Genomic DNA, 25,129 nt, shown 5'->3' with positions numbered 1-25,129 from the left:
CCGATAGCGCTACATAAGCCGGACGACGGCGCCCGTAAAGCCTACGAGGCGCCGTCTTTCACCAAGAGCGCTTATGTCTCACAAGCGCGAAAGCGTGTCGGAATTTCAGCTTGCGCTATTATCTTCGATCGGCGCGTTAGGGCCGTTCTTCTTGATCGAGTCGATCGCGTTCTGCGCGCTCGACTTCGACGTGTAGCCTTCGGACGAGAACATCACTTCGCTGTTGTATTTGAAGCGGACGCGATATTCGCCCTTCTTGTCTTTCCAAATCTCGAATTTGTGAGCCATGCGGGTCTCCCCTCCGTGGTGAATCAACGGCCCGATATCGCACCGGCCGCCCAATGATGCAAACATGCGGCAGAAACGCGCCCGAAATCAACGGGGAAGATAGTCTATCCCAAAGCTAAACCTTGCATCGTGCGATCAGCTAGGCAGTGTGGTGGCCCGCCGACCAGTAGCGCCATGGCAAATACCAGCGAAAGCGGGGCGCCAGTTCTTCCGGCACCGGGTCGAGGCCGCGCGTGCCGCCGGGACCGCAACGCGCGACGCGGAAAAGCGCCAGCCAGCCGCCAACCCACAGCCCGTGCCGTGCGATCGCCTCATAGCCATATTCGGAACAGGTCGGCAGATGCCGGCAGGAATGACCGACGAAGCCCGAGAGCGTAAGTTGATAAAGGCGAATAAGCGACGTGCCAAGGACGCGGTCGGGCGTCTTTGGCCACGGGCCGGAGAAGTTGCGGCTTTTCGTGGGCCCATTCACCAGCGGTAGTCTCAGGCCGCCTCACCGGCGCGCTTCTTCTCGATCTGGCCGATGGCGTCGACGACCGCGTCGAAGGTCAGCATGGTCGAGGCATGCCGCGCCTTGTAGTCGCGAACCGGCTCCAGATATTTGAGGTCTGCGAAGCGGCCTTCCGGTGGCGCGCCGTTTTCCTTCAGCATCCTGCGCATTGTCTCGCGTACCTCGCGCAGCTCATCCGCGTGTGCGCCGACGATATTGCTCGCCATGATCGACGACGAAGCCTGCCCCAGCGCGCAAGCCTTCACATCATGGGCGAAATCCGTCACCACGTCGCCGTCCATCTTGAGGTCGACGGTCACCGTCGAGCCGCAAAGCTTGGAATGCGCCATTGCCGACGCATCCGCATCCTCCAGCCGGCCGATACGCGGGATATTGCCCGCGAAGCCCAGAATTTTCGCATTATAGATGTCGTCTATCATTATTTTCCGTCCGCGCGCGGCCCAGCGAACACACCGTTTTCCGTACGCATCTTTCAATCTTCATCCAAGGCAATATATAGTGGGGAGGTGTGGTGCAGGGCAAGAAGCCGGCACCCACCTACAGATGCACGCCGCTTTCGGGGTCCACAGCAAGTCCCGCAAAAAGGGCCGTGATCCGTTCAACTCGTCCGCCCATCGAGGTGGACTACGGGAGACGCCTTAATGGACGCCGTAATCAAGACATTTCCAGCCGTTCCGGATTATCTGGACAAACCGAAGACCAACCGCCCGAGCGAAGCCGAGGTCATGAAGGCGGTTGAAACGCTCTTGCGCTGGACCGGCGACGATATCCACCGCGAGGGCCTGCGCGATACGCCGAAGCGCGTCGTCAAGGCGTTCCGCGAGATGTTCGACGGGTACGACAAATGTCCGGCGGAAGAACTCGGCCGCACTTTCGAGGAAGTCGCCGGCTATGACGATATCGTGCTCGTCAAGGACATCCCCTTCCATTCCCATTGCGAGCACCACATGGTGCCGATCATCGGCAAGGCGCATGTCGCCTATCTGCCGGATGGCAAGGTAGTCGGCCTTTCGAAGATCGCCCGCGTCGTCGACATATTCGCCCATCGCCTGCAGACGCAGGAGGCGATGACGGCGCAGATCGCCGGTGTTATCCAGGACGTTATCAACCCCCGCGGCGTTGCCGTGATGATCGAGGCCGAGCATATGTGTATGGCCATGCGCGGCATCCGCAAGCCGGGCGCCACAACACTCACCTCCACCTTCACCGGCGCCTTCAAGGACCGTCCCGAGGAGCAGTTGCGCTTCGTCGGTATGATCCGCGGCACGCGGGACTGATCCTTTCCCGGTCCGGTATATGGAAGCGGCGGACCGGTACGGTACGGCATGAAATCAAGACCCGAACTGGACGAGAGCGAGCGTGAGGAAGGAACTGTCCTCGCGCCGCGCTTTGATGCAAACGGCCTCGTGACGGCGGTGGTAACGGATGCCGGCGACGGAACGCTCCTCATGGTCGCGCACATGAACGAGGAAGCGCTGCGTTTCACGCTTGAAACCGGGATTGCGCATTACTGGTCGCGCTCACGCCGCTCGCTCTGGAAGAAGGGGGAGACCTCGGGAAACTTCCAGCGCGTTGTCGAGATACGCGTGGATTGCGACCAGGACGCCCTTTGGCTGAAAGTCGAAGTGGCCGGCGATGGCGTGACCTGCCATACCGGCCAGCGCTCCTGCTTCTATCGGATTGTAGAAGAGAACGGTACGGCCCCCCGCCTCCGCCATACGGAATAACGGATGGTTTCCTTGCCTACACCTGAATTGATTGATCATGCCTTCTGACGACCCGAAACGCCGATTTTGCTACCGGCAAGAAGAAGATTCATGAATTTGATACCTGCCAGAGTCCACAATCCCAGCGGGACACGGAGACGGTAATGCTCGAATGGGCGTCCATCAGGGGACGCGCCGAAGCGCGTGGCAAGTTGCGGCCGCCGGCAGATGAAACGCCGACGGTGGCGCCCTCGCGCAAATCGGGCGTCGCACTGGCGCTTGGCGGCGGCGCTGCGCGCGGCTGGGCCCATATCGGCGTTCTGCGCGCGCTCGACGAGGCCGGCATCGAGATCGACATGATCGCCGGGACGTCGATCGGCGCGCTCGCCGGCGGCTGCTATCTCGCCGGCAAGCTCGACCAGCTCGAGGAATTCGCGCGCGGGCTGACCAAGCGGCGCATGTTCGGCCTGCTCGATATCCATCTCGGCGGCAGCGGCCTGTTCGGCGGCATGCGGCTGACGGCTGAAATGCAGCGGCATATGGATGGCCTCACCTTCGAGGAACTGCCGAAGCCCTTCGTTTGCGTCGCCACGGAAATCCGTACCGGCCATGAAGTCTGGCTCAACAGCGGTTCACTCATCACCGCGATGCGCGCCTCCTACGCCTTGCCTGGCGTATTCGAGCCGGTCGCCTGCAACGGGCGCCTGCTGGTCGACGGGGCGTTGGTGAACCCGGTCCCCGTATCGGTATGCCGCGCCTATGAACAGCCGCTGGTGGTGGCCGTCAATCTGCATTACGACCAGTACGGGCGGGCTGCCGTGATCAAGCACAGCGCCGGCGCTGCCGAGCCGACCGTCTTGCCTCTCCCCTCGGAAGGCCATGTCAGCGACCGCACGGCGAAAGCGCGTGAGACGCGCATGGGCATCACCGGCGTCATGGTCGAGGCCTTCAATATCATCCAGGACCGCATCTCGCGCTCACGCCTTGCCGGCGATCCGCCGGATTTGTCGCTGCAGCCCAAGCTCGCTCATATCGGTCTTACCGAATTCCACCGCGCCGATGAGGCGATCCGGCTCGGCTACGAGGCGACCATCGCGCGTCTCGGCGAACTCGAGCGCCTGCAGGGAGTGCTGGCGTAGCCGGCCTTCCGCAAAAAGCCGGCCTTCCACGACAAGATGGGCAGGATGCGCGGCGCTATTGAACGAGTTCGCGGCCCCATTTCGACAGGCCCTTGTGCGCCTCGCCGAAACCCTGACCGATCTCGGTCAGCCGGTAGGAGACCTTGACCGGCGGACCGCCATCGACGACCCGCTCCAGAAGGCCTCGCGCCTCGAGCTCCTTCAGACGCTCCGACAGCATGCGGTCGGCAATGTCGATCAATGTCCCGATCTCGCTGAAGCGCAACTCTCCGTGGGCATGGAGAGCCGCGATGATGAGTCCATTCCATGGGCGGGCGAGGATATCCATCGCCGCCTGGAAATAGCGGCACAGATGTTCGGAGCGAGGGGGAACGCGGCTCATTGCTCGAATATGGACCGAAGTGGCTGAAATTTGAATACCTATAAGATCACATGTTACTTCCTTTTAAGAAGTTAATAGGCTATCACTCATTCTGGCCGGCTTGCTCCGGCCGCCATCCCCCAACCTGCAATAGCCGGGAGTAAACGGAATGAAGCTTTATTACGCACCGGGTGCCTGCTCGCTCGCCACCCATATCGCGCTCGCCGAGACGGGTGCCGACTATTCTCTGGACAAAGTGAACCTCCAGGCGAAGAAGACCGACAACGGCGGCGATTTCAACGCAGTGACGCCCAAGGGCAAGGTGCCCGTCCTTGAAATGGACGGGGGGGAAAAGCTCACCGAAAACGCTGTGATTCTCGGCTATGTGGCCGACAAGACCGGCAAGCTCGCCCCGAAGGCGGGTTCGCCCGAGCGCCTCCGCCTGCAGGAATGGCTGAACTACATCGCCACCGAATTGCACAAGGGCTTCTCGCCGCTGTTCAACAAGGCGCTGTCCGACGATGCCAAGCAGGTGTTCCGTACCAACCTCGTCAAGCAGTTGGGCTATGTCGAAGGCAAGCTCGGCGGCGACTATCTGACCGGTTCCGCCTTCACCATCGCAGATGGATACCTGTTCACGATGCTGCGCTGGGCGAACGCGACCGGCGTCGAGTTCGGCCCCAAGCTCGCCGCTTATTTCGACCGTGTGGCCGCGCGCGCCGGGGTCAAGCGCGCCATGCAGGAGGAAGGCCTGAACGGCTGAACAACGGAGAAAATCTCCATGCAAGGAAGGGGCGATCGCTCGCCCTTTTCCTTGCAGTTCTACATTTTGGCCTTCACCACCTGACCGCGGATTTCGCCGTCGCCATGGGCGGCCGTATGAAGGTTCACGTAAAGCTTGCCGTCGAGCAGCGCCTTCGCCTGGTCTGGCGCCAGGATGGCCGATCCCTTGATCGGGCTTTTCAGCTTCTTGAGCGGAACTTCGACGCCGGCATTCTGGCCCGGTTCTGCGGGGCCATGAAAGTGGCCGGCCTTGGCCGGGCCCGACAAGCCGGAATATTTGATTGTCCAGCTCAACTTCCTGGACTGTGTGTCATACGTGATGTCGGCCGTCCCCTTGCCCGCGCTATCGTTCGGCGGGACCTCCTGCGACGCATTCATGTCCGCCTGGAATTTCACGGTTTTCGCCAAAGACGGCGAGGCAACAAAAAGCGCCGCCGACAATGCTAGACCAAGGGCTGTGGTGAGAGTGGCTGGCTTGCGCATGTTCTTTCCTCCCGGAATCGACAGAGTGAGCCCACACAATTCCGAAATTAGGGTACTTTCCATAGCGGACCAGTGTGGGGAACAGGCGGCTGTCATGAAAAAGGGGCGGTCGCCCGCCCCTTCAAATTTTGGCCGTTATCGGCGCTCTATTTGATCGCCTTGTCGGTGATTTCGTGCGTCCAGGCGCCTTCCGGAGCCTTGCTGACGATCTTCTGGTCGACCACCATCTTGGCAGTACGGTCGTAAGCCGCCTCGTCGAGCTTGCCGTCGCCGATCAGCTTGGCGACCTCCCCGGCCATGTATTTCTGATGGTTCTCGTCCTGCGCGCCGGCATCAACGGTGATCTCGGCGGCCTCGTCCGGATGCTCGACCGCGTAGTGCCAGCCTTTCATCGAGGCGCGCACAAAGCGAACCATCTTATCCTGGAAGGCCGGGTCCTTGAGCTTGCTTTGCTGCACGTAAAGCCCGTCCTCCAGCATGTTCTGGCCAAGCTTCGAATAGTTGAAGACGAGGAGGTCGTCGGCCTTGAAGCCGGCGTCGAGCAACTGGCCGTATTCGTTATAGGTCATGACGTGGATGCAGTCGGCCTGATGCTGGATGAGCGGCTGCACGTCGAAGCTCTGCTTCAGCACCTTGACGCCGTTCGGCCCGCCCTCGGTCGAGATGCCGAGCTTGTTCATCCAGGCAAAGAACGGATATTCGTTGCCGAAGAACCAGACACCGACCGTATGGCCTTTGAAGTCCTCCGGTTTCTTGATCGGACCGTCCTTCGGGCAGGCGATCTCGAGGCCCGCCTTGTCGAAGGGCTGGGCGATGTTGACGAGGTCCACGCCCTTGTCGCGCGCCGCGAGCGCGGCTGCCATCCAGTCGACGATCACGTCGGCGCCGCCGCCAGCGATCACCTGCTCCGGCGCGATATCCGGGCCACCGGGCTTGATATCGACATCCAGCCCCTCGTCCTCGTAATAACCCTTGTCCTTGGCCACGAAATAGCCGGCGAACTGGGCCTGCGCGACCCATTTAAGTTGTAGCGTCACCTTGTCGGCCGCCATCGCCGGGACGACGGCCATTGCCAGCGCTCCAGACAGGAGCGCCGTCGCCAATCTTCTCATTCCAACTTTCTTTTTCATTTCATTCACCCTCTGAAGGACGCCTACCCACCACGGATAGACGGATGCCAGAACGTCACGGCCCGTTCCACCAAGGCCACGACGCCGTAGAAGATGGAGCCTGCGATCGCGGCGACCGCAATCTCGGCCCACACCATGTCTATATTCATGCGCCCCACTTCGGTCGAAATGCGGAAGCCCATGCCGACGATCGGTGTCCCGAAAAATTCTGCGACAATGGCGCCGATCAATGCAAGCGTCGAATTGATCTTCAAGGCGTTGAAGATGAAGGGTGCGGCCGCGGGCAGACGCAACTTGAAGAGCGTCTGCCAGTAACTCGACGCATAGGTGCGCATCAGATCGCGCTCCATATGGCCCGAGGCCGCGAGCCCGGCGACGGTGTTCACCAGCATCGGGAAAAAGGTCATCACCACGACGACAGCCGCCTTGGACGGCCAGTCGAAGCCGAACCACATGACCATGATCGGCGCGATGCCGATAATGGGAAGCGCGGAGACGACATTGCCGATCGGCAGCATGCCCTTGCGCAGGAAGGGCACGCGGTCGGCAAGGATCGCGACGGCGAAACCGGCCCCGCAACCGATCACGTAGCCGGCCAGAACCGCCTTGAACACCGTCTGCACGAGATCGGCGCCGAGGATCGGCAGCGAGTTGACGAAACGGGCTGCGATACTGGTCGGCGGCGGCAGGAGAACGAAAGGTATGCCGGCACCGCGCGTGATCCCTTCCCACAGGATCAGGATCCAGACGCCGAACAAGGTGGGCACGATGAGGCGCTGGAAATTGCGCGCGCCGCTGCTCTCCAGGGCGAGCCCCGAGATCAGCACGTTGAGGCGCCAGGCAAGCAGCCAGGCGGCCGCGAGCAGCAGGAAGAAGGAAGGCCGTGCGGCGCCCTCGTTTCCGACGATGCCGCCGACCAGCATGAAGGCGGCAATATGGACGGTGAACAACAGCACGACCGCACCGCCGAGTTGCTTGATCCCGCTTATGCTCACGATGACGGATATAAGAAGCAGAAGCTCGATTGCCGCCGTCCGCCCGATCGTGAACGGAAGCGCCGAGACGGCATCTGCAAGCGGCAGCGTCGCCGCTGCCGCAAGGCAGAGCGCCAGGGCCAGGATGGACTGCCATGCGAAACGCCGCATCAAGGCCGCGCCCCCATCCTGAGTTCTACAAAGCGCCCGACAACGCCGACGGCCGCGACGAGAAGGACGGCGACGACGGAGCCGGCGACCAGCGCCGACCACATATCGATGGTCTGGCTGTAATAGGAACCGGCAAGCAGCTTGGCGCCGATGCCGGCGACGGCGCCCGTCGGCAATTCGCCGACGATCGCACCGACGAGGCTCGCCGCTACCGCCACCTTCATCGAGGTAAAGAGGAACGGCACGGAGGCGGGTACGCGCAGCTTCCAGAAGGTTTGCGTCTTGGAGGCGTTATAGGTGTGCATAAGGTCGAGGTGGAGGATATCGGGCGAGCGCAGCCCCTTCACCATTCCGACGGCAACTGGGAAGAAAGAAAGATAGGTCGAAATCAGGGCCTTGGGGATGAGGCCTGTAACGCCGATGGCAGCGAACACGACGACGACCATCGGCGCGATCGCCAGGATGGGGATCGTCTGGGAGGCGATGATCCACGGCATGAAACTACGATCGAGCACTGGCACATGCACGATCCCAACCGCGATCACGATGCCGAGGAGCGTACCGAAGGCGAAACCGACCAGTGTCGAGGAAAGCGTTACCCAGGAATTATAGACGAGGCTGCGCCGGCTGGTGACCTTTACCTGGAAGGTGTTCTTGAAGAAGTTTTCGGCGATCTGATGCGGCGCGGGCAATGTCGGTTTGCGCTGCGCCCATGTCTGCCCGATGAACGCGCCCATGTCCGGCGTCTCGTGCGCGCGGGCGTTCAACTCGCGCTGGTAGGGCGCGTTCATGAAGATCGCTGCGACGTACCAGACCACAACGATCACGGCCACGATCACGCTGACGGGAACGATCTTGTCACGGAAGGAGTCCATTCAGACATCCCCGCCCGATAGCAGGAGCCGCCCTTCAATCCTCATAGGAGTGCCCTGCCCTCAACCCGTCGCGCACACGATGGGCGATCTCGAGGAATTCCGGCGTCTCGCGGATATCGAGCGGCCTTTCCTTCGGCAACGTCGATTGAATGACATCCGTCACCCGGCCGGGCCGGGGCGACATCACCACGATCTTGGTCGAGAGATAGACCGCCTCTGGAATGGAGTGCGTGACGAAACAGATGGTCTTGTTCGTGCGCGCCCACAGTTCCAGAAGTTGCGAATTCAGATGATCGCGCACGATCTCGTCGAGCGCGCCGAACGGCTCGTCCATCAGCAGGAGATCGGCATCGAAGGCAAGAGCGCGAGCGATCGAGGCGCGCTGCTGCATGCCGCCGGACAATTGCCACGGAAACTTCTTCTCGAAACCGGTAAGGTTCACGAGTTCCAGCGTGCGATGAAGACGCTCCGCCCGCTCGGCCTTGGAATAACCCATAATCTCGAGCGGCAGGGTGACGTTGCGCTCGATCGTGCGCCACGGGAAAAGCCCGGCCGCCTGGAACACATAGCCGTAGGCACGCTTCTCGCGGGCTTGTTGCGGCGTCATGCCGTTGACGCTGATGGTGCCTGCGGTCGGCTTCTCCAGATCGGCGATGACGCGCAGGAAGGTCGTCTTGCCGCAGCCGGAAGGCCCGATGAAGGAGACGAACTCACCCTTGCTCACATCGAGGTCGATATCGGCAAGGGCGTTGACGGGGCCGTCACTGGTCTCGAAAGTGAGTGAAAGCTTGCGTGCCGACACCACGGTCGAGCCACTTGACATCGTGGCGGCCCCGCGCCCAACGTTCTTGGCGCTTGCAGCGGCTGCGCTGACATTCATAGATCAAGGCTCCACACTGATCCGGCCGTCCGGAAACCCGGGCCGCCGGCCGAAAGGCTGAGGTTTTTCCATGCCGACGTCAACGTCCCCGACCTGCAGGCTTGTGCGCACCGGAAGGGCCTTCGACGGGAAACAGGGTTTTCGTTATTTTGAAGGCATCGCGCAAGAGACCGTCGGCTCAACCCACATCTGTATGCATTTCCTGACCATTCCGCCCGGCGGACGGGCGAAGGCCCACAAGCACGAGCATCACGAGACGGCGATCTACGTGCTGGAGGGCAAGGCGCGCATGTGGTTCGGACCGAAACTCGAAGAGATGATGGAGGCGAAGGCCGGCGACATGGTCTATATCCCGGCCGACATGCCGCACTTGCCGGAGAACCCGTATGGAGAGGTGGCACGGGCAGTGATCGCCCGCACCGACCCGCATGAGCAGGAAAGCGTGATGCTGTTGCCGGAACTGGAAGGGCTGGTGCCGGCGAAATAGGCTTGACGAAGCAGACGGACGAGAAGTCGCCGGCCCGCGTTCCAACGCGGCCGATGTGTTCGGACAACCGGACCAGGCTCAAACTCCACTCGCCGGAATACCGCTGCGCTCGATCTTGCGCGGCGCGGTGATCTCCTTCCATTTCGACAGCGCTCGATTAACGGCCTGATGCGGCTCGCGCCGGACGAACTCGCCATGGCCGGGCTTGGCATCCACCTTGCCGTCATCGACAGCAATCTCGCCGCGCGTCAGGACGAAGCGCGGCAGGCCTTCGAGTTCCATGCCCTCGAAGACGTTGTAGTCGATGATCGACTGTTGCTTTTTGGCGCTGATCTTTTTCTTCTTCTTGGGGTCCCACACGACGATGTCGGCGTCGGCCCCTTCCACGATCGCGCCCTTCCTGGGGTACATGTTGAGTATCTTGGCGATATTGGTCGAGGTGACGGCGACGAACTCGTTCATCGTCAGCCGGCCGGTGTTGACGCCACGCGTCCATAGGACCGGCATGCGATCCTCCAGGCCGCCGGTCCCGTTCGGGATCTTGGTGAAGTCGCCAACGCCATAGCGCTTCTGCTCGGTGGTGAAGGCGCAATGATCCGTTGCCACCACCTGCAGCGAGCCGGATGACAGGCCCGCCCACAGCGAATCCTGGTGCAGCTTGTTACGGAAGGGCGGACTCATGACGCGGCGCGCCGCATGGTCCCAGTCCTTGTTGAAATACTCGCTCTCGTCAAGCGTGAGGTGCTGGATCAATGGCTCGCCAAAGACGCGCATGCCCTTTTGCCGGGCGCGCCGGATCGCCTCGTGCGACTGCTCGCAGGAGACATGCACGACATAAAGCGGCACGCCGGCCATGTCGGCGATCATGATGGCGCGGTTGGTCGCCTCGCCCTCGACCTCCGGCGGACGCGAATAAGCGTGGCCCTCCGGCCCGTTGTTCCCCTCTGAAAGCAGCCTTTCGGAGAGCGAAGCAACGACGTCGCCATTCTCGGCATGGACGAGCGGCAGCGCACCAAGCCCGGCACAGCGCTGGAACGAGGCGAACATCTCGTCGTCGTTCACCATCAACGAGCCCTTATAGGCCATGAAATGCTTGAATGAGGTGATGCCTCGATCGACCACCTCGGCCATTTCGTTGAAGACCTGTTCGCCCCACCAGGTGATGGCCATGTGGAAAGAGTAGTCGCAGGACGCCTTGGTCGTCTTGTTGTCCCACATCTGAAGGGCTTCGAGCAGCGACTGGTTGGGCGAAGGCAGGCAGAAATCGACCACCATCGTCGTGCCGCCGGAAAGTGCGGCGCGTGTGCCGGACTCGAAATCATCGGTCGAATAGGTGCCCATGAAGGGCATTTCGAGGTGCGTGTGCGGGTCGACGCCGCCCGGCATCACATAGCATCCGGTGGCGTCGAGTTCATGGTCGGCGTGGAGATCAGGGCCGATCGCCACTATTCTGTCGTGCTGGATCAGCACGTCCGCCTTCCACGTGCGGTCGGCGGTGACGATGGTGCCGTTCTTGATGACTTTGGACATTTATTCGTTCCCTTCCTCGCCGGACCTCTATTGGGTTCCCTTAGCGCCTGCCGAGATTTTCGATCGTCTATTCGACGATCTCCGCTGTTTCCACCACGGCGTGGAAGAGCACGTCGGCGCCGGCGCGGGCCCAATCCTTGCTGATCTCCTCGGCCTCATTGTGGCTGAGGCCGTCGACGCAGGGGCACATCACCATCGTTGCCGGCGCGACCTTGGCGGCCCAGCAGGCGTCGTGGCCGGCGCCGGAAATGACGTTCATGTGGCTGTAGCCCAGTTTCTCCGCCGCGCTGCGTACCCGCCCGACGAGCGTCGGGTCAAAAGTGACAGGGTCGAAATGGCCGACCGCCTCGACCGAGCAGCCGACGCCGAGTTCAGCGCAGATCGCCGGCGCTTCCTTCTCGATGCGGGCGCGCATGCCGTCGAGTTTCGCCTGGTCGGGCGAGCGGATATCGACCGTGAATACCACCTGCCCCGGCAGTACGTTGCGCGAGTTCGGCGAAAAGCGCATCTGCCCGACGCCGCCCACCGCACCCGGCTGCGCGTCCATTGCCACCTTCTGTACCATCTCCAGGATGCGCGCCATGGCGAGACCGGCGTTGACGCGCATGTTCATCGGTGTCGAGCCGGTATGGGCCTCCTTGCCGGTCAGCGTGAATTCCAGCCACCACAGGCCCTGGCAGTGGGTAACGACGCCAATCGTCTTGTCCTCGGCCTCGAGGATCGGGCCCTGCTCGATGTGATACTCGAAATAGGCGTGCATCTTGCGCGCCCCGACCTCCTCGTCGCCGACCCAACCGATACGTTTCAATTCGTCGCCGAAACTCTTACCCTCGCCATCCTTGCGCTGGTAGGCGTAGTCGAGGTCGATGGCGCCGGCGAACACGCCCGACGCCAGCATGGCCGGGGCGAAGCGTGCGCCCTCCTCATTCGTCCAGTTCGTCACGACGATCGGGTGCTTCGTCCTGATACCGAGATCGTTGAGAGAGCGGACCACCTCCAGCCCGGAAAGCACGCCGAGCACGCCGTCATACTTGCCGCCGGTCGGCTGCGTATCGAGATGCGAGCCGACATAGACCGGCAGCGCCTCCGGATCGGCGCCCTCGCGTCTCGCGAACATGGTGCCCATCCGGTCAACGCCCATTTCGAGGCCAGCCTCGTCGCACCATTTCTTGAAAAGCTTACGCCCCTCGCCATCCTCGTCGGTCAGTGTCTGGCGGTTGTTCCCGCCGGCGATGCCGGGCCCGATCTTCGCCATCTCCATGATGGAATCCCACAAACGATCCGGATTTATTCGAAGATTCTCGCCCGGCGCTGCCATATTCCCTAACCCTTCAGTTCCACTTCGACGAAAGACATGGGCGTCGTTCCGCCATTGATCACATTGTGCTCTACGCCTGCCGCACGGCGATAGGCCGCGCCGGGTTCCATGTCGATACGGCGCGACGTCCCGCCGGGCTCCTCCAGCAGGAAGGCGCAATCGGTGACGGGCGTCACCACATAGTCGAGTTCATGACGATGCCAGCCCGTTTCCGCGCCAGGCACGAAGTCCCAGCGGGTGACGCGCACCCGCTCGTCGTCGACAAGGACCTCGTGCGTGGCTTGCGGTCTGGAAATGGGTCTACTCCACCTGTTCCAAGACGTTGCGGACGTGGTCGATCAGCTCGTCTATCTGCCCCTTGGTGATGATAAGCGGCGGCGACAGCGCGATGATATCGCCCGTCGTGCGGATCAGGCAGCCGTTCTCGAACGCCTTCACGAAGGCCGAGAACGCGCGCTTGGTCGGCTCGCCGGCGATCGGCTCGAGTTCAATGGCGCCGACGAGACCGATATTGCGGATGTCGATGACATGCGGCGCGTCTTTCAAGGAATGCAGCGCATCCTCGAAATAGGTTTCGAGTTCGGCGCCCCGGTTCAGCAGTCCCTCCTCCTTGTACGTATCGAGAGTCGCGATGCCTGCGGCCGACGCCACCGGATTGCCGGAATAAGTGTAGCCGTGCATGAACTCGATCAGGTGTTCGGGGCCGTTCATGAACGCGTCGTGGATTTCCTTCCTGACGAAGACCGCGCCCATCGGAATCGTGCCGTTGGTGACGCCCTTCGCCGTGGTGATGATGTCGGGGAGGACGCCGAAATAATCCGACGCGAAGGGTACGCCGAGGCGACCGAAGCCAGTGATCACCTCGTCGAAGATCAGCAGGATGCCGTGCTTGTCGCAAATCTCGCGCAACCGCTTCAAATAGCCTTTCGGCGGGATGAGCACGCCGGTCGAGCCGGCGACCGGCTCCACGATAACGGCGGCGATGGTCGATGCGTCGTGCAGGGCGACGATACGCTCAAGCTCGTCGGCGAGTTCCGCGCCGTGCTCAGGCACACCTCGGCTGAAGGCATTCTTCTTCGGCAGGTGCGTGTGCGGCAGATGGTCGACGCCGGTAAGCAGCGTGCCGAACATCTTGCGATTGGAGACGATGCCGCCGACGGAAATGCCGCCGAAATTGACGCCATGATAGCCGCGCTCGCGGCCGATCAGGCGGAAGCGCGACCCCTCGCCCTTGGTACGCTGATAGGCAAGCGCGATCTTCAGCGCGGTTTCGACCGATTCGGAACCTGAATTGGTGAAGAACACATGATCCATGCCCTTGGGCGCGATATCGACCAGCCGGTTGGCGAATTCGAAAACGATCGGATGGCCCATCTGGAAGGCCGGCGCGTAATCGAGTTCGGCAACCTGATGCTGCACCGCCTCGACGATCTTGGGTCGGCAATGTCCGGCGTTGACGCACCATAGCCCCGCCGTGCCGTCGAGGATCTTGCGGCCGTCGCTCGCCGTGTAATGCATGTCCTTGGCGCTGACGAGCATGCGCGGCGCCTTCTTGAACTGCCGGTTCGCCGAAAACGGCATCCAGAAAGCGCTGAGATCGTTCGGCGCGACGTTCAACCTGTTGGACATTACCAAGCCTTCCTTTTCGTTAGTGCTGTCGAGTAGTGCCCCATTGTGACGGCCAACGCTTGGTTTTTGCTGCGCAGTCGTGCTACGCAAATTTTTGACCGGATGGACAAACGTTAGCATCGCCACGGAGGCGGTCAAGGGGATAGTAGCGCATATGGATCAGCCGGCGCGCGCTCCACGATGCAATAGAAACTGGTCCAGTTTCTTGGTCCAGGAATGCGTTGCGCCCAGTTCGGCCGGGGAGCATTGAGACGTGGATGCCCCGGCGAAGAAACGGCGGACACGTATCCAGACGGAGAAGCGCGAGCTCATCCTTGAAGCCGCGCTCGAAGTATTCTCCGCCCATGGCTTTCGCGGCTCCACCATCGACCAGATCGCCGAAGCCGCCGGCATGTCGAAACCGAACCTCCTTTACTATTTCCGCCGTAAGGAAGACATCCACGAGGCGCTGATCGAACGGCTCCTGAAGACATGGCTACAGCCGCTCAGGGAGTTGGACGAAGCCGGCGACCCGCTGACGGAACTGCGCTCCTATATCCGTCGCAAACTGGAGATGGCACGTGATTACCCGCGCGAAAGCCGCCTCTTCGCCAACGAGATATTGCAGGGCGCGCCACGCATCATGCCGCTCCTCGAAGGCGAACTGAAAACACTGGTCGACAAGAAGGCGGCGATCATCACCGGCTGGATGCGGGCCGGAAAGGTTGCCACAACCGATCCCAGGCATCTGATCTTTTCGATCTGGGCGACCACCCAGCATTATGCCGATTTCGATGTGCAGGTCCGCGCCGTGCTGGGCTCCCATCTTGGCGGCGACAGCCGATTCGAGGACGCCGCGCGGTTCCTCGAGCAACTCTATGTAGACGGGTTGCGCCCGAAGGACTGATCTCCAGACATCGAACCGGTTCCGCCTCCATCAGCCTTCAATAAAAAGGCCGCCGCCTTTCGGCGACGGCCTTTTCGGATCAGGAGTGCGGCGGACGCTATTTGGAAACGAAGCAGTTTCCGCCGGCCGCCTTGTATTTGGTGCAAAGCGCTATCGCGTCGTCCTTGGAACTGGTCGCGATGCGGACACGGTAATACGTGCCTTTCCCGGATATGTCGGCCTTGACGATATTGACCGCGTGGCCGCCAAGGATGCTCGCATAGCGGCGCGCCATGTTCTGATAGGAGGTCTGCGCTGCTTCGGCAGTCGGCTGCGAGGCGATCTGCACCGACCAATTACCGGAAGCTTCCGTCACGGGTGCCGGTGCAGGCGCCGCCTCGGCGGAGGCCACCTTCTGCGGCCTGGCATTGGCGACATCGGCCGGCTGGTTGGCGGGACGCGTGGGCGCAGCGGCAACCTTGGCGGGCGTGTTGATCTGCCCACGATCCGACGAACGCTCGGCCGGCCTGGCGGCAGCTTCCGATGCTTTCGTCACCTGCGGCTCCTGTGAAGGGATCGGCGCCGCCGACGGAAGATCGGTCGAGACCACCGCGTCGGCCTCAGCGGTTTTGACGCCGGCGTCCGCCGACGTCTTCTCGGTCGGGGCAGGATCCTCGCGCGGAACCATCGTTCCGTCGGCCCGCACGATCATGGTTTTGACCTTGTGCGGCGTCACCGACAGGATTTCGTTGTCGGCGCGCTTCGGCGTTGCGTCTTGTGAAGGTGTCAGCCTGTCTTCGCCCTTTGGCGCAGCCTTGATGATATCGGCAATGTCGCCCTTCGATGCTGCCGCAGCGGAAGCGGAAGAAACCGGGCCGTTACTCGACGCGTCACTATCCGCAACGCCGTCATCCGACTGGCCGTTCTTCAGGGACTCGATCTTGTCACCGTCGAACACGCCCGGCAGGGCCGATGCCGCATTCTCGGTGCGGGCGGCTATATCGATGGGGTGCTCCTCGGTCGAGACGAGCTTCTTCTGCTCCGGCGCCACGGCAGTGGCGCCGTCGGCTACGCGCTCATAAACCTTGTTGTCCTGGTTCGGCACGGTCATGCCGCCGGGGTTCTTGGGCTTTATCTTCACGGGATCGGCATCGGCCTTCAGCACAACCGGCTTGTCGCCCGAATCGATGCCGCTTCCGGAAAAGGCGAAGGCGCCGATACCTCCCAGGACGACCACACCCGCAATCGCGGCGGCCACGAGTTTGCCACGGCCTTGCGAAAGGCGCATCTGGCGGGGCAGGAAGCCCGCGGTGCCCGTATCCTCCACCGCATATCCGTCACGGGTCTCACGGCTTGCATTGGTGGCGAACTCGTCGGGCAGGAAATCGGCATCGTCGAAGTCGAATTCCTCGATACCGTCTCCGGCGCGTTGGGTGGCGGCAGCCACCTGTCCGGCGGTGACCGCTGCCAGAGCCGCCACAGGCGCAGCCGCCGCAGTGCTTCCGATACCAAGTTCTTCGGCGAAAAGGCGCTCTATGTCCGCGCTCGTCTGCGCCTCGGAAGGCTGTTCCGGCGTGGCGGCAGCCTGGCGGATAGCTTCCGTGTTGGCCGAGAACGCCTGAAAAGCCTGCTCGAACTCCTCGTCCAGTTCATCATAGGCGGGCGCAGCGCGAGCTTCCGTCAGAAAAGCGGGAACAGGGATGTCGAGGTCGTCGGCGATAGCGACCGCAGGCTCGGCTATTTCCGTCGTCTCGATGTCCGGCGTGTCGCCTTTGTCGGAGGCGGAAACGGCATGAGGCTCGTTTTCCGCTTCCTCCTCATCCGTGGCGGCAGGGACTTGTTCGTAAATCTCGGCGGAGCGGATATCGAAGAAAGGCATGTCCTCGAAAGAGGTTGAAACGGGCTCCGCCGCCTCCATCTCCTGCGGTTCTTCCGGCACCTCTGTTACCGGAATTCGACTTTCCTCTTCGGAATAGGCATCCTCGGAATAGGCTGTCGCCGGGAAAGCGACCTCCCACTCTCCGGTTTCCCGCGACGCGCCTTCCTGAAGCGTGAAGGAGTCCTCAGGCATGGAATCGGCAGGCTCCGCCGCTCGCTCCAGTATTCCGGCGTCATCCGCCTCCGGTGCCCGCGCGTTCGCCTTCAAGGGGTCGCGGCGCTGAGGCAGGCCACGCTCGGTGCCGAGCGCAGCAAGGATATTGAACGGATCGACCGCCTTCGCCCGCGAAATCGGCGGCTCCGCAGCCGGCATATCGCCCCCGTCTTGCTCGAAGGACACCGTCTGGTGCCGCGGCTGGGCCTCACGATATTGCTGGGCAGCGGACTTGAAGGAGCGGATGTCGAACACTGGAGCCGCAGCCGACTCGACCTGCCCCATCTCCTCGACCGTAGCGCGGTCGGCGTCCAGCGGCGTGAAAAAGGCGGGCCGGAAGACATTCCCCTCTTCGAGCATGGCACTCTCGGCCAAGGACGCCTGCACGGCTTCACTGTCGGCACCGATATCGTCGTCGGCCGCCCAGTCATTCTCGTCGTGGGCCTGCGCCTCAGGAGCAACATGTTCAGGCTGTGAGGAGCCGAAGTCCATGTCGACCTCGGCCATGACGTCCTTGACGTCTTCGGGATAAGCATCCCGATCGGAATAGGCATCGAGCGGCGGCAACTCTGCGTCTGCGGCCTCTTCTTCCTGTTCCTCGTTCCACAAATCGGCGCTGCCAGAAAGCTCCTCTTCGAGCTTGGCCGCGAATGCGTCGTCGATCTCCTCCGCCGCCGCCTCATCGAGCGCCGGAGCGTTATCCACAGCCTCCTGTGGATAATCCCGCACCGACGCCGATTCGGTCGGCGCGTCGGAGCCCGGATCGAACATCCCCATCAGCTCCTTCTCGAGATCGATCTCGAAATCCTCGTCGGGACGGGGCGTCGGCTGGACGCGCGGGTCGAATCCCATTATGCGCGTCAACTCGGCAAAGGGATCGTTGTCGGTGAAGTCCTGGTCCCCCGCGGCTTTAAGCTGCACTTTGTTTGCCATGCTTGTCCACACTCACACACATAGGACGCCGGCTACGGCGCGCGTTTCGGGCCTACCAGCGCAATATGGGCAATCGGTGGCAGGCCTCAGCCGCCTAGCGCATCTCCGAAGGTGCTTCCGCCCCAATCAGCGCCAGGCCTGACGACAACACGTCGAGAACAGCCTGCACCAGACCCAGCCTGGCATCGGTTAATTCTGGATCGTTAACCTTAACAAACCGTAAGCCAGGATTTTCAGTACCCCTATTCCAGTGAGTGTGGAACGCATTGGCCAGATCGTAAAGGAAAAAAGCGAGACGATGCGGCTCCTGTGCTTCGGCGGCCGCCTCGATCAGCCTCGGATACTCAGCAAGCTTGCGGACAAGCCCTATCTCACCTTCGTCGGTCAACAGGTGAAGCCCCTTCTTCAGGGTCCCCCGGTTGCCCGCACCGGCGCCGACAACCTCCCTCGCCTGCCGGAAGACGGAATGGCAGCGCGCTGAGGCGTATTGCACGTAGAAGACAGGATTGTCCTTCGACTGCTCCGTCACCCGCGCGAAGTCGAAATCCAGCGGCGCGTCGCTCTTGCGATAGAGCATCATGAAGCGGATTGCGTCGCGACCGACTTCCTCGACCACGTCGCGCAGCGTCACGAACTCGCCCGCCCGCTTCGACATGCGCACCGGCTCGCCATCGCGGAACAACTTGACGAGTTGACATAGCAGCACGGTGAGTTTGACCTTGTCTCCCGCGATGGCGCGCGCCAGCGCTTCCAGCCGCTTGACGTAGCCACCATGGTCGGCGCCGAGCACGTAGATCAGTTCATCGAAATGGCGATCGACCTTATCCTTGAGATAGGCGACATCGGCAGCGAAATACGTGTAGGTTCCGTCCGACTTGACCAATGGGCGGTCGATGTCGTCGCCGACATCGGTCGAGCGGAAAAGCGTCTGCTCGCGATCCTCCCAGTCCTCGGGCTTCTGCCCCTTCGGCGGCGGCAGCTTGCCCTTGTAGACGTGGCCCTTCAGCGTCAGGTCGTTGATGGCGCAGCGGATGGCATGCGCGCCATTCGCGTGCAGCGTGCGCTCGGAGAAGAAGACGTCGTGGTGAACGTTGAGCAGCGCGAGATCTTCCTTGATCATCGCCATCATGGCGTCGATCGTGCGGTCACCGACGATGGCGAGCGCCTCTTCCTCCGGCATCTGCAAAAGGCTGCGGCCGAATTCCTTCGCCAGCGCCTCGCCAACCGGCACCAGATAGTCGCCGGGATAAAGGCCTGAGGGGATCTCGCCGACCTTGTCGCCGAGCGCCTCGCGATAGCGCAGGAAGGCCGACCGCGCCAGCACCTCGATCTGCGCGCCGGCATCGTTGATGTAGTATTCCTTGACGACCTCGTAACCGGCAAAAGCGAGCAGGTTGGCGAGCGCGTCGCCGACGACCGCGCCCCGGCAATGGCCGACATGCATTGGGCCGGTTGGATTGGCCGAGACGTATTCGACGTTGATCTTCCGCCCCGCGCCGACTTCCGAACGGCCGTAGTCCTGCCCCGCATCCAGCATCTCGCCGAGCCTGGCCTGCCAGAAGCCGGGAGAAAGACGTAGATTGACAAAGCCCGGCCCGGCGACTTCCGCCGCCGCGATATCGGGATCGGACGCAAGCGCCTCGCCGATCCGTGTCGCGAGCGCGCGCGGATTTTCGCCGACCGCCTTGCCGAGCACCATGGCCGCATTCGTGGCGATGTCGCCATGGGCCGGATCGCGCGGCGGTTCCGCGACGATGCGGCCAAGTTCGAGCGGATCGCCTGATGAGGTTTTCAGATCAAGCGATTGGATTGCTTTCTTGATCCGATCGTTGAAATCGGCGAAAATGTTCATTCGGAATTGCCCGTGGAGGAGGTTTCGGCGGGCGGCATACAAATTCACCACACCGCTGGATTTGGTCCCGCCCCTACCCCAAATCCGGTGTGTGGTCAAACAGCCGGCGGTGCTCCTTGACTGCGTAATTGTCGGTCATGCCGGCCAGAAAATCGGCCACGTTCCGCGCCCTTACCCGGTCCGTCGCCTTCCCGAGCAGGCCACGCCATCCTTCCGGCATCAGCCCGGGATCGGCGAAATAGGCGTCGAAAAGGTCGCGAACGATCCGGTCGGCGGCTTCCCGCACCTTGAGCACAACCGGATTGCGGTAGAGGTTAGCATAGAGGAACGCCTTCAATTCCCGTTCGTTCGCCCGCATCGACGGTGAGAAAGCGACCAGCGTGCGGCCAGCATCGTGCACGTCCTCGACGCTGGCGGGACGGATCTCGTCGAGATTGGCGCCCGTTGTGCGAATGACGTCTTCGACCATGAGCGTGATCTGGCGGCGCATGAGTTCATGGCCCGTACGGACCGGATCGAGCGCCGGATAAAGCTCGCGAACCTGCCGCAGGATGGCGCCGGAGAGTTCCACGCCTTCGAGCATGCCGAGGCTGAGCAGGCCCGAGCGCAACCCGTCGTCGATATCGTGCGCATCGTAGGCGATATCATCGGCGATCGCCGCGCATTGCGCCTCGATACCGGCGTAGCGGTCGAGTTCCAGATCGTGTAGCGCGTCGTAGTCCATGATCGAGGATGGCACCGGTCCGCCCAGCCCCTCCCCGTCGGGGCCGATAAGCGGGCCGTTGTGCTTGGCCAACCCCTCCAGCGTCTCCCATGAGAGGTTGAGCCCGTCGAATTCGGCGTAGCGGTGCTCGAGTTTCGTCACCGCGCGCAGAGACTGAGCATTATGGTCGAAGCCCCCCCACGCCGCCATCTTCTCGTTCAGCGCCTCCTCGCCCGTATGGCCGAAGGGCGTGTGGCCGAAATCGTGGACAAGCGCCACGGCCTCGGCGAGATCCTCGTCGCAGCGGAGAGCGCGCGCCAGAGCGCGAGCGATCTGGGCCACCTCGATCGTGTGGGTCAGGCGTGTACGGTAATGATCCCCTTCCTCGGCGATGAAGACCTGAGTCTTATGCCTCAGCCGGCGGAAAGCGGTCGAATGGATGATACGGTCCCGGTCGCGCTGGAAGGCCGTACGGGTGGGGCTTTCGACTTCCGGGAAGAGTCTGCCGCGCGTCTTCGCCGGATCGCTGGCCCACGCGGCGCGCGGCCGGTAGCCGAAGCCTATATTGCCCAGGCCTTCTGCCTCGCCTGTCATCCACCCATGCCGTCGGTTGACTTGACTATAGTTGACTTCCCCTGGGGCGCTTCATACCTATGCGAAGGAAGAAATTGCAAGGCGAACGGCCATGGGCGTTGACGCAAAGTCCGCGATGAAGGGCGTCGAGGTGACGGAAGCCGCCGCGCGCCGGATCAGCCAGATCATGGCATCCGACCCGGGCAAGACTGCGCTGAGGATCAGCGTCGAAGGCGGCGGCTGCTCCGGCTTTTCGTATAAATTCGACCTCATTGATTCGCGGAACGAGGACGACGTGGCCTTTACGCGCGACGGTGCCACCGTGCTGATAGACGAAATCTCGCTCGTCTATATGGGCGGTGCCGTCATCGACTTCGTCGACGATCTGATGGGCCAGTCCTTCCAGATAAAAAACCCGAATGCCGTCGCTTCCTGCGGCTGCGGCACCAGTTTTTCGGTTTAGTCGCCTTCCCCGTCATCCCGATTTCTGGAAAACGCTCGGGCCGCTGGCATCAATGCCGGCGGCTCGGCATGATCTTGCCTGGATTCATGATGTTGTCCGGATCGAGCGCCTTTTTGATCGAGCGCATGACATCGACGGCGCTGCCGAGCTCGCGTTCCAGGAAGGCCATCTTGCCCTGACCGATGCCGTGCTCTCCGGTACAAGTGCCATCCATGGCGATTGCCCGCATGTTGAGGCGCGCGATGAAGGCCTCCGCCGCCTCGACCTCCTTTGGATCCCCGGCGTCGAGCAGCAGCGCCACATGGAAATTGCCGTCGCCGACATGACCCACGATCGGGCCTACGAGGCCGTTCTCGGCGATATCGATCTCGGTCGCGGTGATGCATTCGGCAAGTCTTGAGATCGGCACGCATACGTCGGTCGAGATGCCCTGTGCGCCTGGCCTCAGGCTCATCGATGCCCAATAGGCGTCGTGACGCGCCTTCCAGAGTTTTGCCCGTTCCTCGGCGTTGGTGGTCCACAGGAAGGGCCCGCCGCCATATTCGTCGGCGATCTCGCCGAACATTTCGGCCTGCTCCTTCACGCCCGCGTCGCTGCCATGGAATTCGAGGAAGAGGCTCGGGCTCTCGGGATAGTCGAGCTTGGAATAGTTGATCATGCCGCGCATCATGAGCTGGTTGACGAGTTCGATGCGCGCCACCGGGATACCCATCTGGATGGTGGCGATGACCGCCTCGCAGGCGGTCTCGACGCTGGGGAATGGACAGACACCGCCGGAAATCGCCTGCGGGATGCCGTGGAGTTTCAGCGTCAGTTGCGTGATGACGCCGAGCGTGCCCTCCGCGCCGATGAAAAGCCGGGTAAGATCATAGCCAGCCGACGACTTCTTCGCCCGCTTGGCCGTCGTCACCACAGTACCGTCGGCCATGACGACGGTGAGCGCCATCACATTGTCGCGCATGGTGCCGTAGCGAACGGCGTTCGTGCCCGACGCGCGGGTCGAAGCCATACCGCCGATCGTGGCGTTCGCGCCCGGATCGATCGGGAAGAACAGGCCCGTATCGCGTAGGTGCTCGTTTAGCGCCTCTCGCGTGATGCCGGGTTCAACGACACAGTCGAGATCCTCCGCATCGACACGGACGACGCGGTTCATGTTCGTCATATCGAGCGAGATACCGCCGCCCGGCGCATTGGTGTGGCCTTCGAGCGAAGTGCCGACGCCGAAAGGAATGACGGGCACGCGATGTTCGGCACATATCCGCACGATCTCGGCCACTTCTTCCGTGCTTTCAGGAAAGATGACGGCATCGGGCGCCTGGTTCGGGATGTAGGTGGTGGTATGGGCGTGCTGCTCGCGGATGGACTGGCCGGTCTGCATGCGCGCGCCAAAACGCTGCTTCAGGATGCCGAGCGCGGTCTCGATCCCGGCCGCGTTGCGCTCGACCCGCTCAAGGTCCGCCAGAGCCATTTCATTTCCTCCATACCGGACCCGTTGCAGTTCCGGCGTACGTTCATTTATGGGTATTCGGACAATCCAAGGTTCTTGTCTAGGACCAGCACGCCCTGCCCCGCAATCTCAAAGGTGCCCGATGCCGATCCCAGCCCCGTTCGTCTCCAGCGTCATGGAAATCCAGAAGGACTGGATCGACTATAACGGTCATCTGAACATGGCCTATTACAATGTGCTGTTCGATCGCTGCAGCGACGAGGCTTTCGAATTGATGGGCATGGGGCCGAGCTACGCGGAGAGGCGCCGCCTGACCTGCTACACAGCCGAGGTGCATATCTGCTACGTGCGCGAACTGCACCTCGACCATCGCGTCACCGCATCGCTGCAGATCCTGGACCATGACGAGAAGCGCATCCGCTTCTTCCAGGAACTGCGCCACGTCGACGGCTGGCTGGCCGCAACATCCGAAAACCTCATCCTGCACGTCGATATGGCCGGCCCGAAGGTCGCGTCCTTCCCTGCTGACATAATGGAAAAGGTAGTGGGCATGGCGAAGGCGCATGCCGCGCTGCCGGTGCCGGAGCGCGCGGGCCGTTCCATCGCTATCCGCAGGAAATAAGGCCTCTTGGCTGCACTACGGCGCCGTTGGACTCGAAACCCACGCAGCCAACAGCGAAAGCACCAGCGCCGGCGGCATGACAACGATGCCGACCTTCAGGAACGCCCGGCCACTAACGGAAATACCCTCGCGCCTGAGTGCGGCAAGCCAGAGGATGGTGGCGAGCGACCCGGTGACGGAGAGGTTCGGGCCGAGATCGACCGCGATCAGCACGAAGCGCCGCAGCATCTCGGGAAACTCCGCGCTCTGGAAGACTGTGGCCGCGACAAGCCCTGCCGGCAAATTGTTGACCAGATTGGCGGCAAGCGCCGTCGCGCCGGCGAAAGCCCATGCCGTACCCGCAGCCGAGCCCTCTGCCATCGACAGGAGAAGGCTGCCAAGCGCCGGGATGGAACCGGTCTGCTGCAGGCCTTCGACCAGTACGAAAAGCCCGGCCACCAGCGGCAGCACGCCCCAGGAGACACCTTTCACGACCCCGAGCGGCGACCTTCTCTCGGCAAAAAGCGTCACCGCGGCGGTGAGGACGCCTGCGACCGCGGTAGGCAAGCCGAGTTGATAGCCATAGGCGGAGGCCGCCATCAGCACGATCGCTGTGACGACAATGCCGATCCCGGCTACGCGACCGCCGAAGGAGAGGTGGGGCATCTCCACGCGACGCACGACTTCACGGCTGAGCCTGTGCCGTTGCGACCAGCGCAGCATGACATAGGTCGCCACGATGGAGGCTAGTGAGGGCAAAGCGAACAGCGGCAGCCATTCGAAGAGCGGCGGCATATGCGAGCCGTAGACGACGAGATTCGCCGGGTTCGAAATCGGCAACACGAAAGAGGCGGCATTGGCGATGAAGGCGCAGATGAGGAGATAGGGCAGCGGCTCGCTGACGGCGGCCGCCCGCATCGCCGCCGCCACAGCGGGCGTCAGGACCACCGCCGTTGCGTCATTGGAGAGAAAGACCGTCACGACGACGCCCACGCCATAGACGAGCGCAAACAGACGACTGGGAGATCCCTTGGCAAGGCGGGTGGCAAGTGCGGCCAGCCAGTCGAACAGACCGGCTTCCCGTGCCACCTCCGAGAGCAGCATCATGCCGATGAGGAAAAGATAGACGTCGAGTCCGGCAAGCACTCCGTGCCACGCGGCCGAAGGCGGCAGGAAGCGCAAGCCGACAAGAAGCGCGGCGGCAGCCACCGCCCAGATCGCCTCGGGCAGACCGCGCGGACGCAATACGACACCGGCAGCAGCGAGCGCGGCGATCGCGCCGGTGCCGGCCTGGGCAATTTCCACGCTCATTTGGCGGGATCAGGGTGCAGATGC

Annotated in this window: 26 protein-coding genes; 8 read left to right on the top strand and 18 right to left on the bottom strand. The window is 62.4% G+C overall.

Going from position 1 to position 25,129, the window contains the following annotated elements; all coding sequences use genetic code 11:
* Positions 1–105: 105 nt before the first annotated feature.
* The 3 genes from RBH77_RS13685 to RBH77_RS13675 form a co-directional block, all read right to left on the bottom strand.
* Entirely contained in the window at positions 106–288 is a 183-nt protein-coding gene (locus RBH77_RS13685; RefSeq protein ID WP_311028149.1) for a YegP family protein, read from the bottom strand.
* 139 nt (positions 289–427) lie between these two features.
* Complete coding sequence (gene yidD, locus RBH77_RS13680; protein WP_311028148.1) at positions 428–760, bottom strand: membrane protein insertion efficiency factor YidD; 333 nt, start codon at positions 758–760, stop codon at positions 428–430.
* 11 nt (positions 761–771) lie between these two features.
* Positions 772–1,218 carry an iron-sulfur cluster assembly scaffold protein gene (locus RBH77_RS13675; protein ID WP_311028146.1) on the bottom strand — a complete coding sequence of 149 codons (447 nt, stop codon included), beginning with the start codon at positions 1,216–1,218 and terminating at the stop codon, positions 772–774.
* A gap of 222 nt (positions 1,219–1,440) precedes the next feature.
* Between RBH77_RS13675 and folE the strand changes: the two genes are divergently transcribed.
* From folE to RBH77_RS13660, 3 genes are all read left to right on the top strand, one after another.
* Positions 1,441–2,076, top strand: coding sequence for a GTP cyclohydrolase I FolE (gene folE / locus RBH77_RS13670; RefSeq protein ID WP_311028145.1), 636 nt, complete (start codon positions 1,441–1,443; stop codon positions 2,074–2,076).
* 48 nt (positions 2,077–2,124) lie between these two features.
* Positions 2,125–2,526, top strand: a complete 402-nt coding sequence (gene hisI, locus RBH77_RS13665) for a phosphoribosyl-AMP cyclohydrolase (RefSeq protein WP_311028144.1) — start codon at positions 2,125–2,127, stop codon at positions 2,524–2,526.
* 143 nt (positions 2,527–2,669) lie between these two features.
* Positions 2,670–3,644, top strand: a complete 975-nt coding sequence (locus RBH77_RS13660) for a patatin family protein (protein ID WP_311028143.1) — start codon at positions 2,670–2,672, stop codon at positions 3,642–3,644.
* A 55-nt stretch (positions 3,645–3,699) separates the two neighbouring features.
* On the opposite strand, the gene RBH77_RS13655 is transcribed toward RBH77_RS13660, so the two are convergent.
* The gene (locus tag RBH77_RS13655) at positions 3,700–4,026 is read right to left on the bottom strand and encodes a winged helix-turn-helix transcriptional regulator (RefSeq protein WP_311028142.1); all 327 of its coding nucleotides are present in this window, start codon (positions 4,024–4,026) and stop codon (positions 3,700–3,702) included.
* Positions 4,027–4,174: 148 nt separating this feature from the next.
* Here RBH77_RS13655 and gstA point away from each other — a divergent pair, with 148 nt between their 5' ends.
* A complete protein-coding gene (gstA, locus tag RBH77_RS13650) occupies positions 4,175–4,768 on the top strand; it encodes a glutathione transferase GstA (protein WP_311028141.1) in 594 nt (197 codons plus the stop codon).
* Positions 4,769–4,827: 59 nt separating this feature from the next.
* On the opposite strand, the gene RBH77_RS13645 is transcribed toward gstA, so the two are convergent.
* From RBH77_RS13645 to RBH77_RS13625, 5 genes are all read right to left on the bottom strand, one after another.
* The gene (locus tag RBH77_RS13645; protein WP_311032540.1) at positions 4,828–5,271 is read right to left on the bottom strand and encodes a CHRD domain-containing protein; all 444 of its coding nucleotides are present in this window, start codon (positions 5,269–5,271) and stop codon (positions 4,828–4,830) included.
* Positions 5,272–5,417: 146 nt separating this feature from the next.
* Positions 5,418–6,383, bottom strand: a complete 966-nt coding sequence (locus RBH77_RS13640; RefSeq protein ID WP_311032539.1) for an ABC transporter substrate-binding protein — start codon at positions 6,381–6,383, stop codon at positions 5,418–5,420.
* A 41-nt stretch (positions 6,384–6,424) separates the two neighbouring features.
* Positions 6,425–7,546 carry an ABC transporter permease gene (locus RBH77_RS13635; protein ID WP_311028140.1) on the bottom strand — a complete coding sequence of 374 codons (1,122 nt, stop codon included), beginning with the start codon at positions 7,544–7,546 and terminating at the stop codon, positions 6,425–6,427.
* The gene (locus RBH77_RS13630) at positions 7,546–8,421 is read right to left on the bottom strand and encodes an ABC transporter permease (RefSeq protein WP_311028139.1); all 876 of its coding nucleotides are present in this window, start codon (positions 8,419–8,421) and stop codon (positions 7,546–7,548) included. Before RBH77_RS13630 ends, RBH77_RS13635 begins: the two co-directional genes overlap by 1 nt.
* 34 nt (positions 8,422–8,455) lie before the next feature.
* A complete protein-coding gene (locus tag RBH77_RS13625; protein ID WP_311032538.1) occupies positions 8,456–9,244 on the bottom strand; it encodes an ABC transporter ATP-binding protein in 789 nt (262 codons plus the stop codon).
* A gap of 127 nt (positions 9,245–9,371) precedes the next feature.
* Here RBH77_RS13625 and RBH77_RS13620 point away from each other — a divergent pair, with 127 nt between their 5' ends.
* The gene (locus tag RBH77_RS13620) at positions 9,372–9,788 is read left to right on the top strand and encodes a cupin domain-containing protein (protein WP_311028138.1); all 417 of its coding nucleotides are present in this window, start codon (positions 9,372–9,374) and stop codon (positions 9,786–9,788) included.
* 78 nt (positions 9,789–9,866) lie between these two features.
* On the opposite strand, the gene hydA is transcribed toward RBH77_RS13620, so the two are convergent.
* From hydA to aptA, 4 genes are all read right to left on the bottom strand, one after another.
* A complete protein-coding gene (gene hydA / locus RBH77_RS13615; RefSeq protein WP_311028137.1) occupies positions 9,867–11,318 on the bottom strand; it encodes a dihydropyrimidinase in 1,452 nt (483 codons plus the stop codon).
* Between the two features lie 67 nt (positions 11,319–11,385).
* Complete coding sequence (locus RBH77_RS13610) at positions 11,386–12,636, bottom strand: Zn-dependent hydrolase (RefSeq protein ID WP_311028136.1); 1,251 nt, start codon at positions 12,634–12,636, stop codon at positions 11,386–11,388.
* A gap of 5 nt (positions 12,637–12,641) precedes the next feature.
* A complete protein-coding gene (locus RBH77_RS13605; protein WP_311032537.1) occupies positions 12,642–12,932 on the bottom strand; it encodes a cupin domain-containing protein in 291 nt (96 codons plus the stop codon).
* Between the two features lie 4 nt (positions 12,933–12,936).
* Complete coding sequence (aptA, locus tag RBH77_RS13600) at positions 12,937–14,265, bottom strand: omega-aminotransferase AptA (RefSeq protein ID WP_311028135.1); 1,329 nt, start codon at positions 14,263–14,265, stop codon at positions 12,937–12,939.
* Positions 14,266–14,518: 253 nt separating this feature from the next.
* Here aptA and RBH77_RS13595 point away from each other — a divergent pair, with 253 nt between their 5' ends.
* Positions 14,519–15,151, top strand: a complete 633-nt coding sequence (locus tag RBH77_RS13595) for a TetR family transcriptional regulator C-terminal domain-containing protein (RefSeq protein ID WP_311028134.1) — start codon at positions 14,519–14,521, stop codon at positions 15,149–15,151.
* Positions 15,152–15,248: 97 nt separating this feature from the next.
* On the opposite strand, the gene RBH77_RS13590 is transcribed toward RBH77_RS13595, so the two are convergent.
* From RBH77_RS13590 to RBH77_RS13580, 3 genes are all read right to left on the bottom strand, one after another.
* Entirely contained in the window at positions 15,249–18,155 is a 2,907-nt protein-coding gene (locus RBH77_RS13590) for an SPOR domain-containing protein (RefSeq protein WP_311028133.1), read from the bottom strand.
* A gap of 94 nt (positions 18,156–18,249) precedes the next feature.
* Positions 18,250–20,007 carry an arginine--tRNA ligase gene (gene argS, locus RBH77_RS13585; protein ID WP_311028132.1) on the bottom strand — a complete coding sequence of 586 codons (1,758 nt, stop codon included), beginning with the start codon at positions 20,005–20,007 and terminating at the stop codon, positions 18,250–18,252.
* A 73-nt stretch (positions 20,008–20,080) separates the two neighbouring features.
* Positions 20,081–21,304 carry a deoxyguanosinetriphosphate triphosphohydrolase gene (locus tag RBH77_RS13580; protein ID WP_311028131.1) on the bottom strand — a complete coding sequence of 408 codons (1,224 nt, stop codon included), beginning with the start codon at positions 21,302–21,304 and terminating at the stop codon, positions 20,081–20,083.
* A gap of 91 nt (positions 21,305–21,395) precedes the next feature.
* Here RBH77_RS13580 and erpA point away from each other — a divergent pair, with 91 nt between their 5' ends.
* Positions 21,396–21,746, top strand: a complete 351-nt coding sequence (gene erpA, locus RBH77_RS13575) for an iron-sulfur cluster insertion protein ErpA (protein WP_311028130.1) — start codon at positions 21,396–21,398, stop codon at positions 21,744–21,746.
* A 49-nt stretch (positions 21,747–21,795) separates the two neighbouring features.
* Here the strand turns inward: erpA and RBH77_RS13570 are convergent, their stop codons facing one another.
* The gene (locus RBH77_RS13570; RefSeq protein ID WP_311028129.1) at positions 21,796–23,214 is read right to left on the bottom strand and encodes an FAD-binding oxidoreductase; all 1,419 of its coding nucleotides are present in this window, start codon (positions 23,212–23,214) and stop codon (positions 21,796–21,798) included.
* 121 nt (positions 23,215–23,335) lie between these two features.
* On the opposite strand from RBH77_RS13570, the gene RBH77_RS13565 reads away from it, so the two are divergent.
* Entirely contained in the window at positions 23,336–23,815 is a 480-nt protein-coding gene (locus tag RBH77_RS13565) for a thioesterase family protein (protein WP_311028128.1), read from the top strand.
* Between the two features lie 15 nt (positions 23,816–23,830).
* On the opposite strand, the gene RBH77_RS13560 is transcribed toward RBH77_RS13565, so the two are convergent.
* Positions 23,831–25,105 carry an arsenic transporter gene (locus RBH77_RS13560; protein WP_311028127.1) on the bottom strand — a complete coding sequence of 425 codons (1,275 nt, stop codon included), beginning with the start codon at positions 25,103–25,105 and terminating at the stop codon, positions 23,831–23,833.
* Positions 25,106–25,129 lie beyond the last annotated feature (24 nt).

It is taken from the genome of Mesorhizobium koreense (genome assembly GCF_031656215.1).
Taxonomy (GTDB): domain Bacteria; phylum Pseudomonadota; class Alphaproteobacteria; order Rhizobiales; family Rhizobiaceae; genus Mesorhizobium_L; species Mesorhizobium_L koreense.
The sequence above is the reverse complement of the archived record's forward strand: the minus strand, read 5'-3'. Positions and strand labels throughout refer to the sequence as shown.

Coding starts and splice junctions, on each gene's coding strand:
- RBH77_RS13685 (WP_311028149.1), bottom strand. CDS start 288: ATGGCTCACAAATTCGAGATTTGGAAAGACAAGAAGGGCGAATATCGC.
- RBH77_RS13675 (WP_311028146.1), bottom strand. CDS start 1,218: ATGATAGACGACATCTATAATGCGAAAATTCTGGGCTTCGCGGGCAAT.
- folE (WP_311028145.1), top strand. CDS start 1,441: ATGGACGCCGTAATCAAGACATTTCCAGCCGTTCCGGATTATCTGGAC.
- hisI (WP_311028144.1), top strand. CDS start 2,125: ATGAAATCAAGACCCGAACTGGACGAGAGCGAGCGTGAGGAAGGAACT.
- RBH77_RS13660 (WP_311028143.1), top strand. CDS start 2,670: ATGCTCGAATGGGCGTCCATCAGGGGACGCGCCGAAGCGCGTGGCAAG.
- RBH77_RS13655 (WP_311028142.1), bottom strand. CDS start 4,026: ATGAGCCGCGTTCCCCCTCGCTCCGAACATCTGTGCCGCTATTTCCAG.
- gstA (WP_311028141.1), top strand. CDS start 4,175: ATGAAGCTTTATTACGCACCGGGTGCCTGCTCGCTCGCCACCCATATC.
- RBH77_RS13645 (WP_311032540.1), bottom strand. CDS start 5,271: ATGCGCAAGCCAGCCACTCTCACCACAGCCCTTGGTCTAGCATTGTCG.
- RBH77_RS13640 (WP_311032539.1), bottom strand. CDS start 6,383: ATGAGAAGATTGGCGACGGCGCTCCTGTCTGGAGCGCTGGCAATGGCC.
- RBH77_RS13635 (WP_311028140.1), bottom strand. CDS start 7,546: ATGCGGCGTTTCGCATGGCAGTCCATCCTGGCCCTGGCGCTCTGCCTT.
- RBH77_RS13630 (WP_311028139.1), bottom strand. CDS start 8,421: ATGGACTCCTTCCGTGACAAGATCGTTCCCGTCAGCGTGATCGTGGCC.
- RBH77_RS13625 (WP_311032538.1), bottom strand. CDS start 9,244: ATGTCAAGTGGCTCGACCGTGGTGTCGGCACGCAAGCTTTCACTCACT.
- RBH77_RS13620 (WP_311028138.1), top strand. CDS start 9,372: ATGCCGACGTCAACGTCCCCGACCTGCAGGCTTGTGCGCACCGGAAGG.
- hydA (WP_311028137.1), bottom strand. CDS start 11,318: ATGTCCAAAGTCATCAAGAACGGCACCATCGTCACCGCCGACCGCACG.
- RBH77_RS13610 (WP_311028136.1), bottom strand. CDS start 12,636: ATGGCAGCGCCGGGCGAGAATCTTCGAATAAATCCGGATCGTTTGTGG.
- aptA (WP_311028135.1), bottom strand. CDS start 14,265: ATGTCCAACAGGTTGAACGTCGCGCCGAACGATCTCAGCGCTTTCTGG.
- RBH77_RS13590 (WP_311028133.1), bottom strand. CDS start 18,155: ATGGCAAACAAAGTGCAGCTTAAAGCCGCGGGGGACCAGGACTTCACC.
- argS (WP_311028132.1), bottom strand. CDS start 20,007: ATGAACATTTTCGCCGATTTCAACGATCGGATCAAGAAAGCAATCCAA.
- RBH77_RS13580 (WP_311028131.1), bottom strand. CDS start 21,304: ATGACAGGCGAGGCAGAAGGCCTGGGCAATATAGGCTTCGGCTACCGG.
- erpA (WP_311028130.1), top strand. CDS start 21,396: ATGGGCGTTGACGCAAAGTCCGCGATGAAGGGCGTCGAGGTGACGGAA.
- RBH77_RS13570 (WP_311028129.1), bottom strand. CDS start 23,214: ATGGCTCTGGCGGACCTTGAGCGGGTCGAGCGCAACGCGGCCGGGATC.
- RBH77_RS13565 (WP_311028128.1), top strand. CDS start 23,336: ATGCCGATCCCAGCCCCGTTCGTCTCCAGCGTCATGGAAATCCAGAAG.
- RBH77_RS13560 (WP_311028127.1), bottom strand. CDS start 25,105: ATGAGCGTGGAAATTGCCCAGGCCGGCACCGGCGCGATCGCCGCGCTC.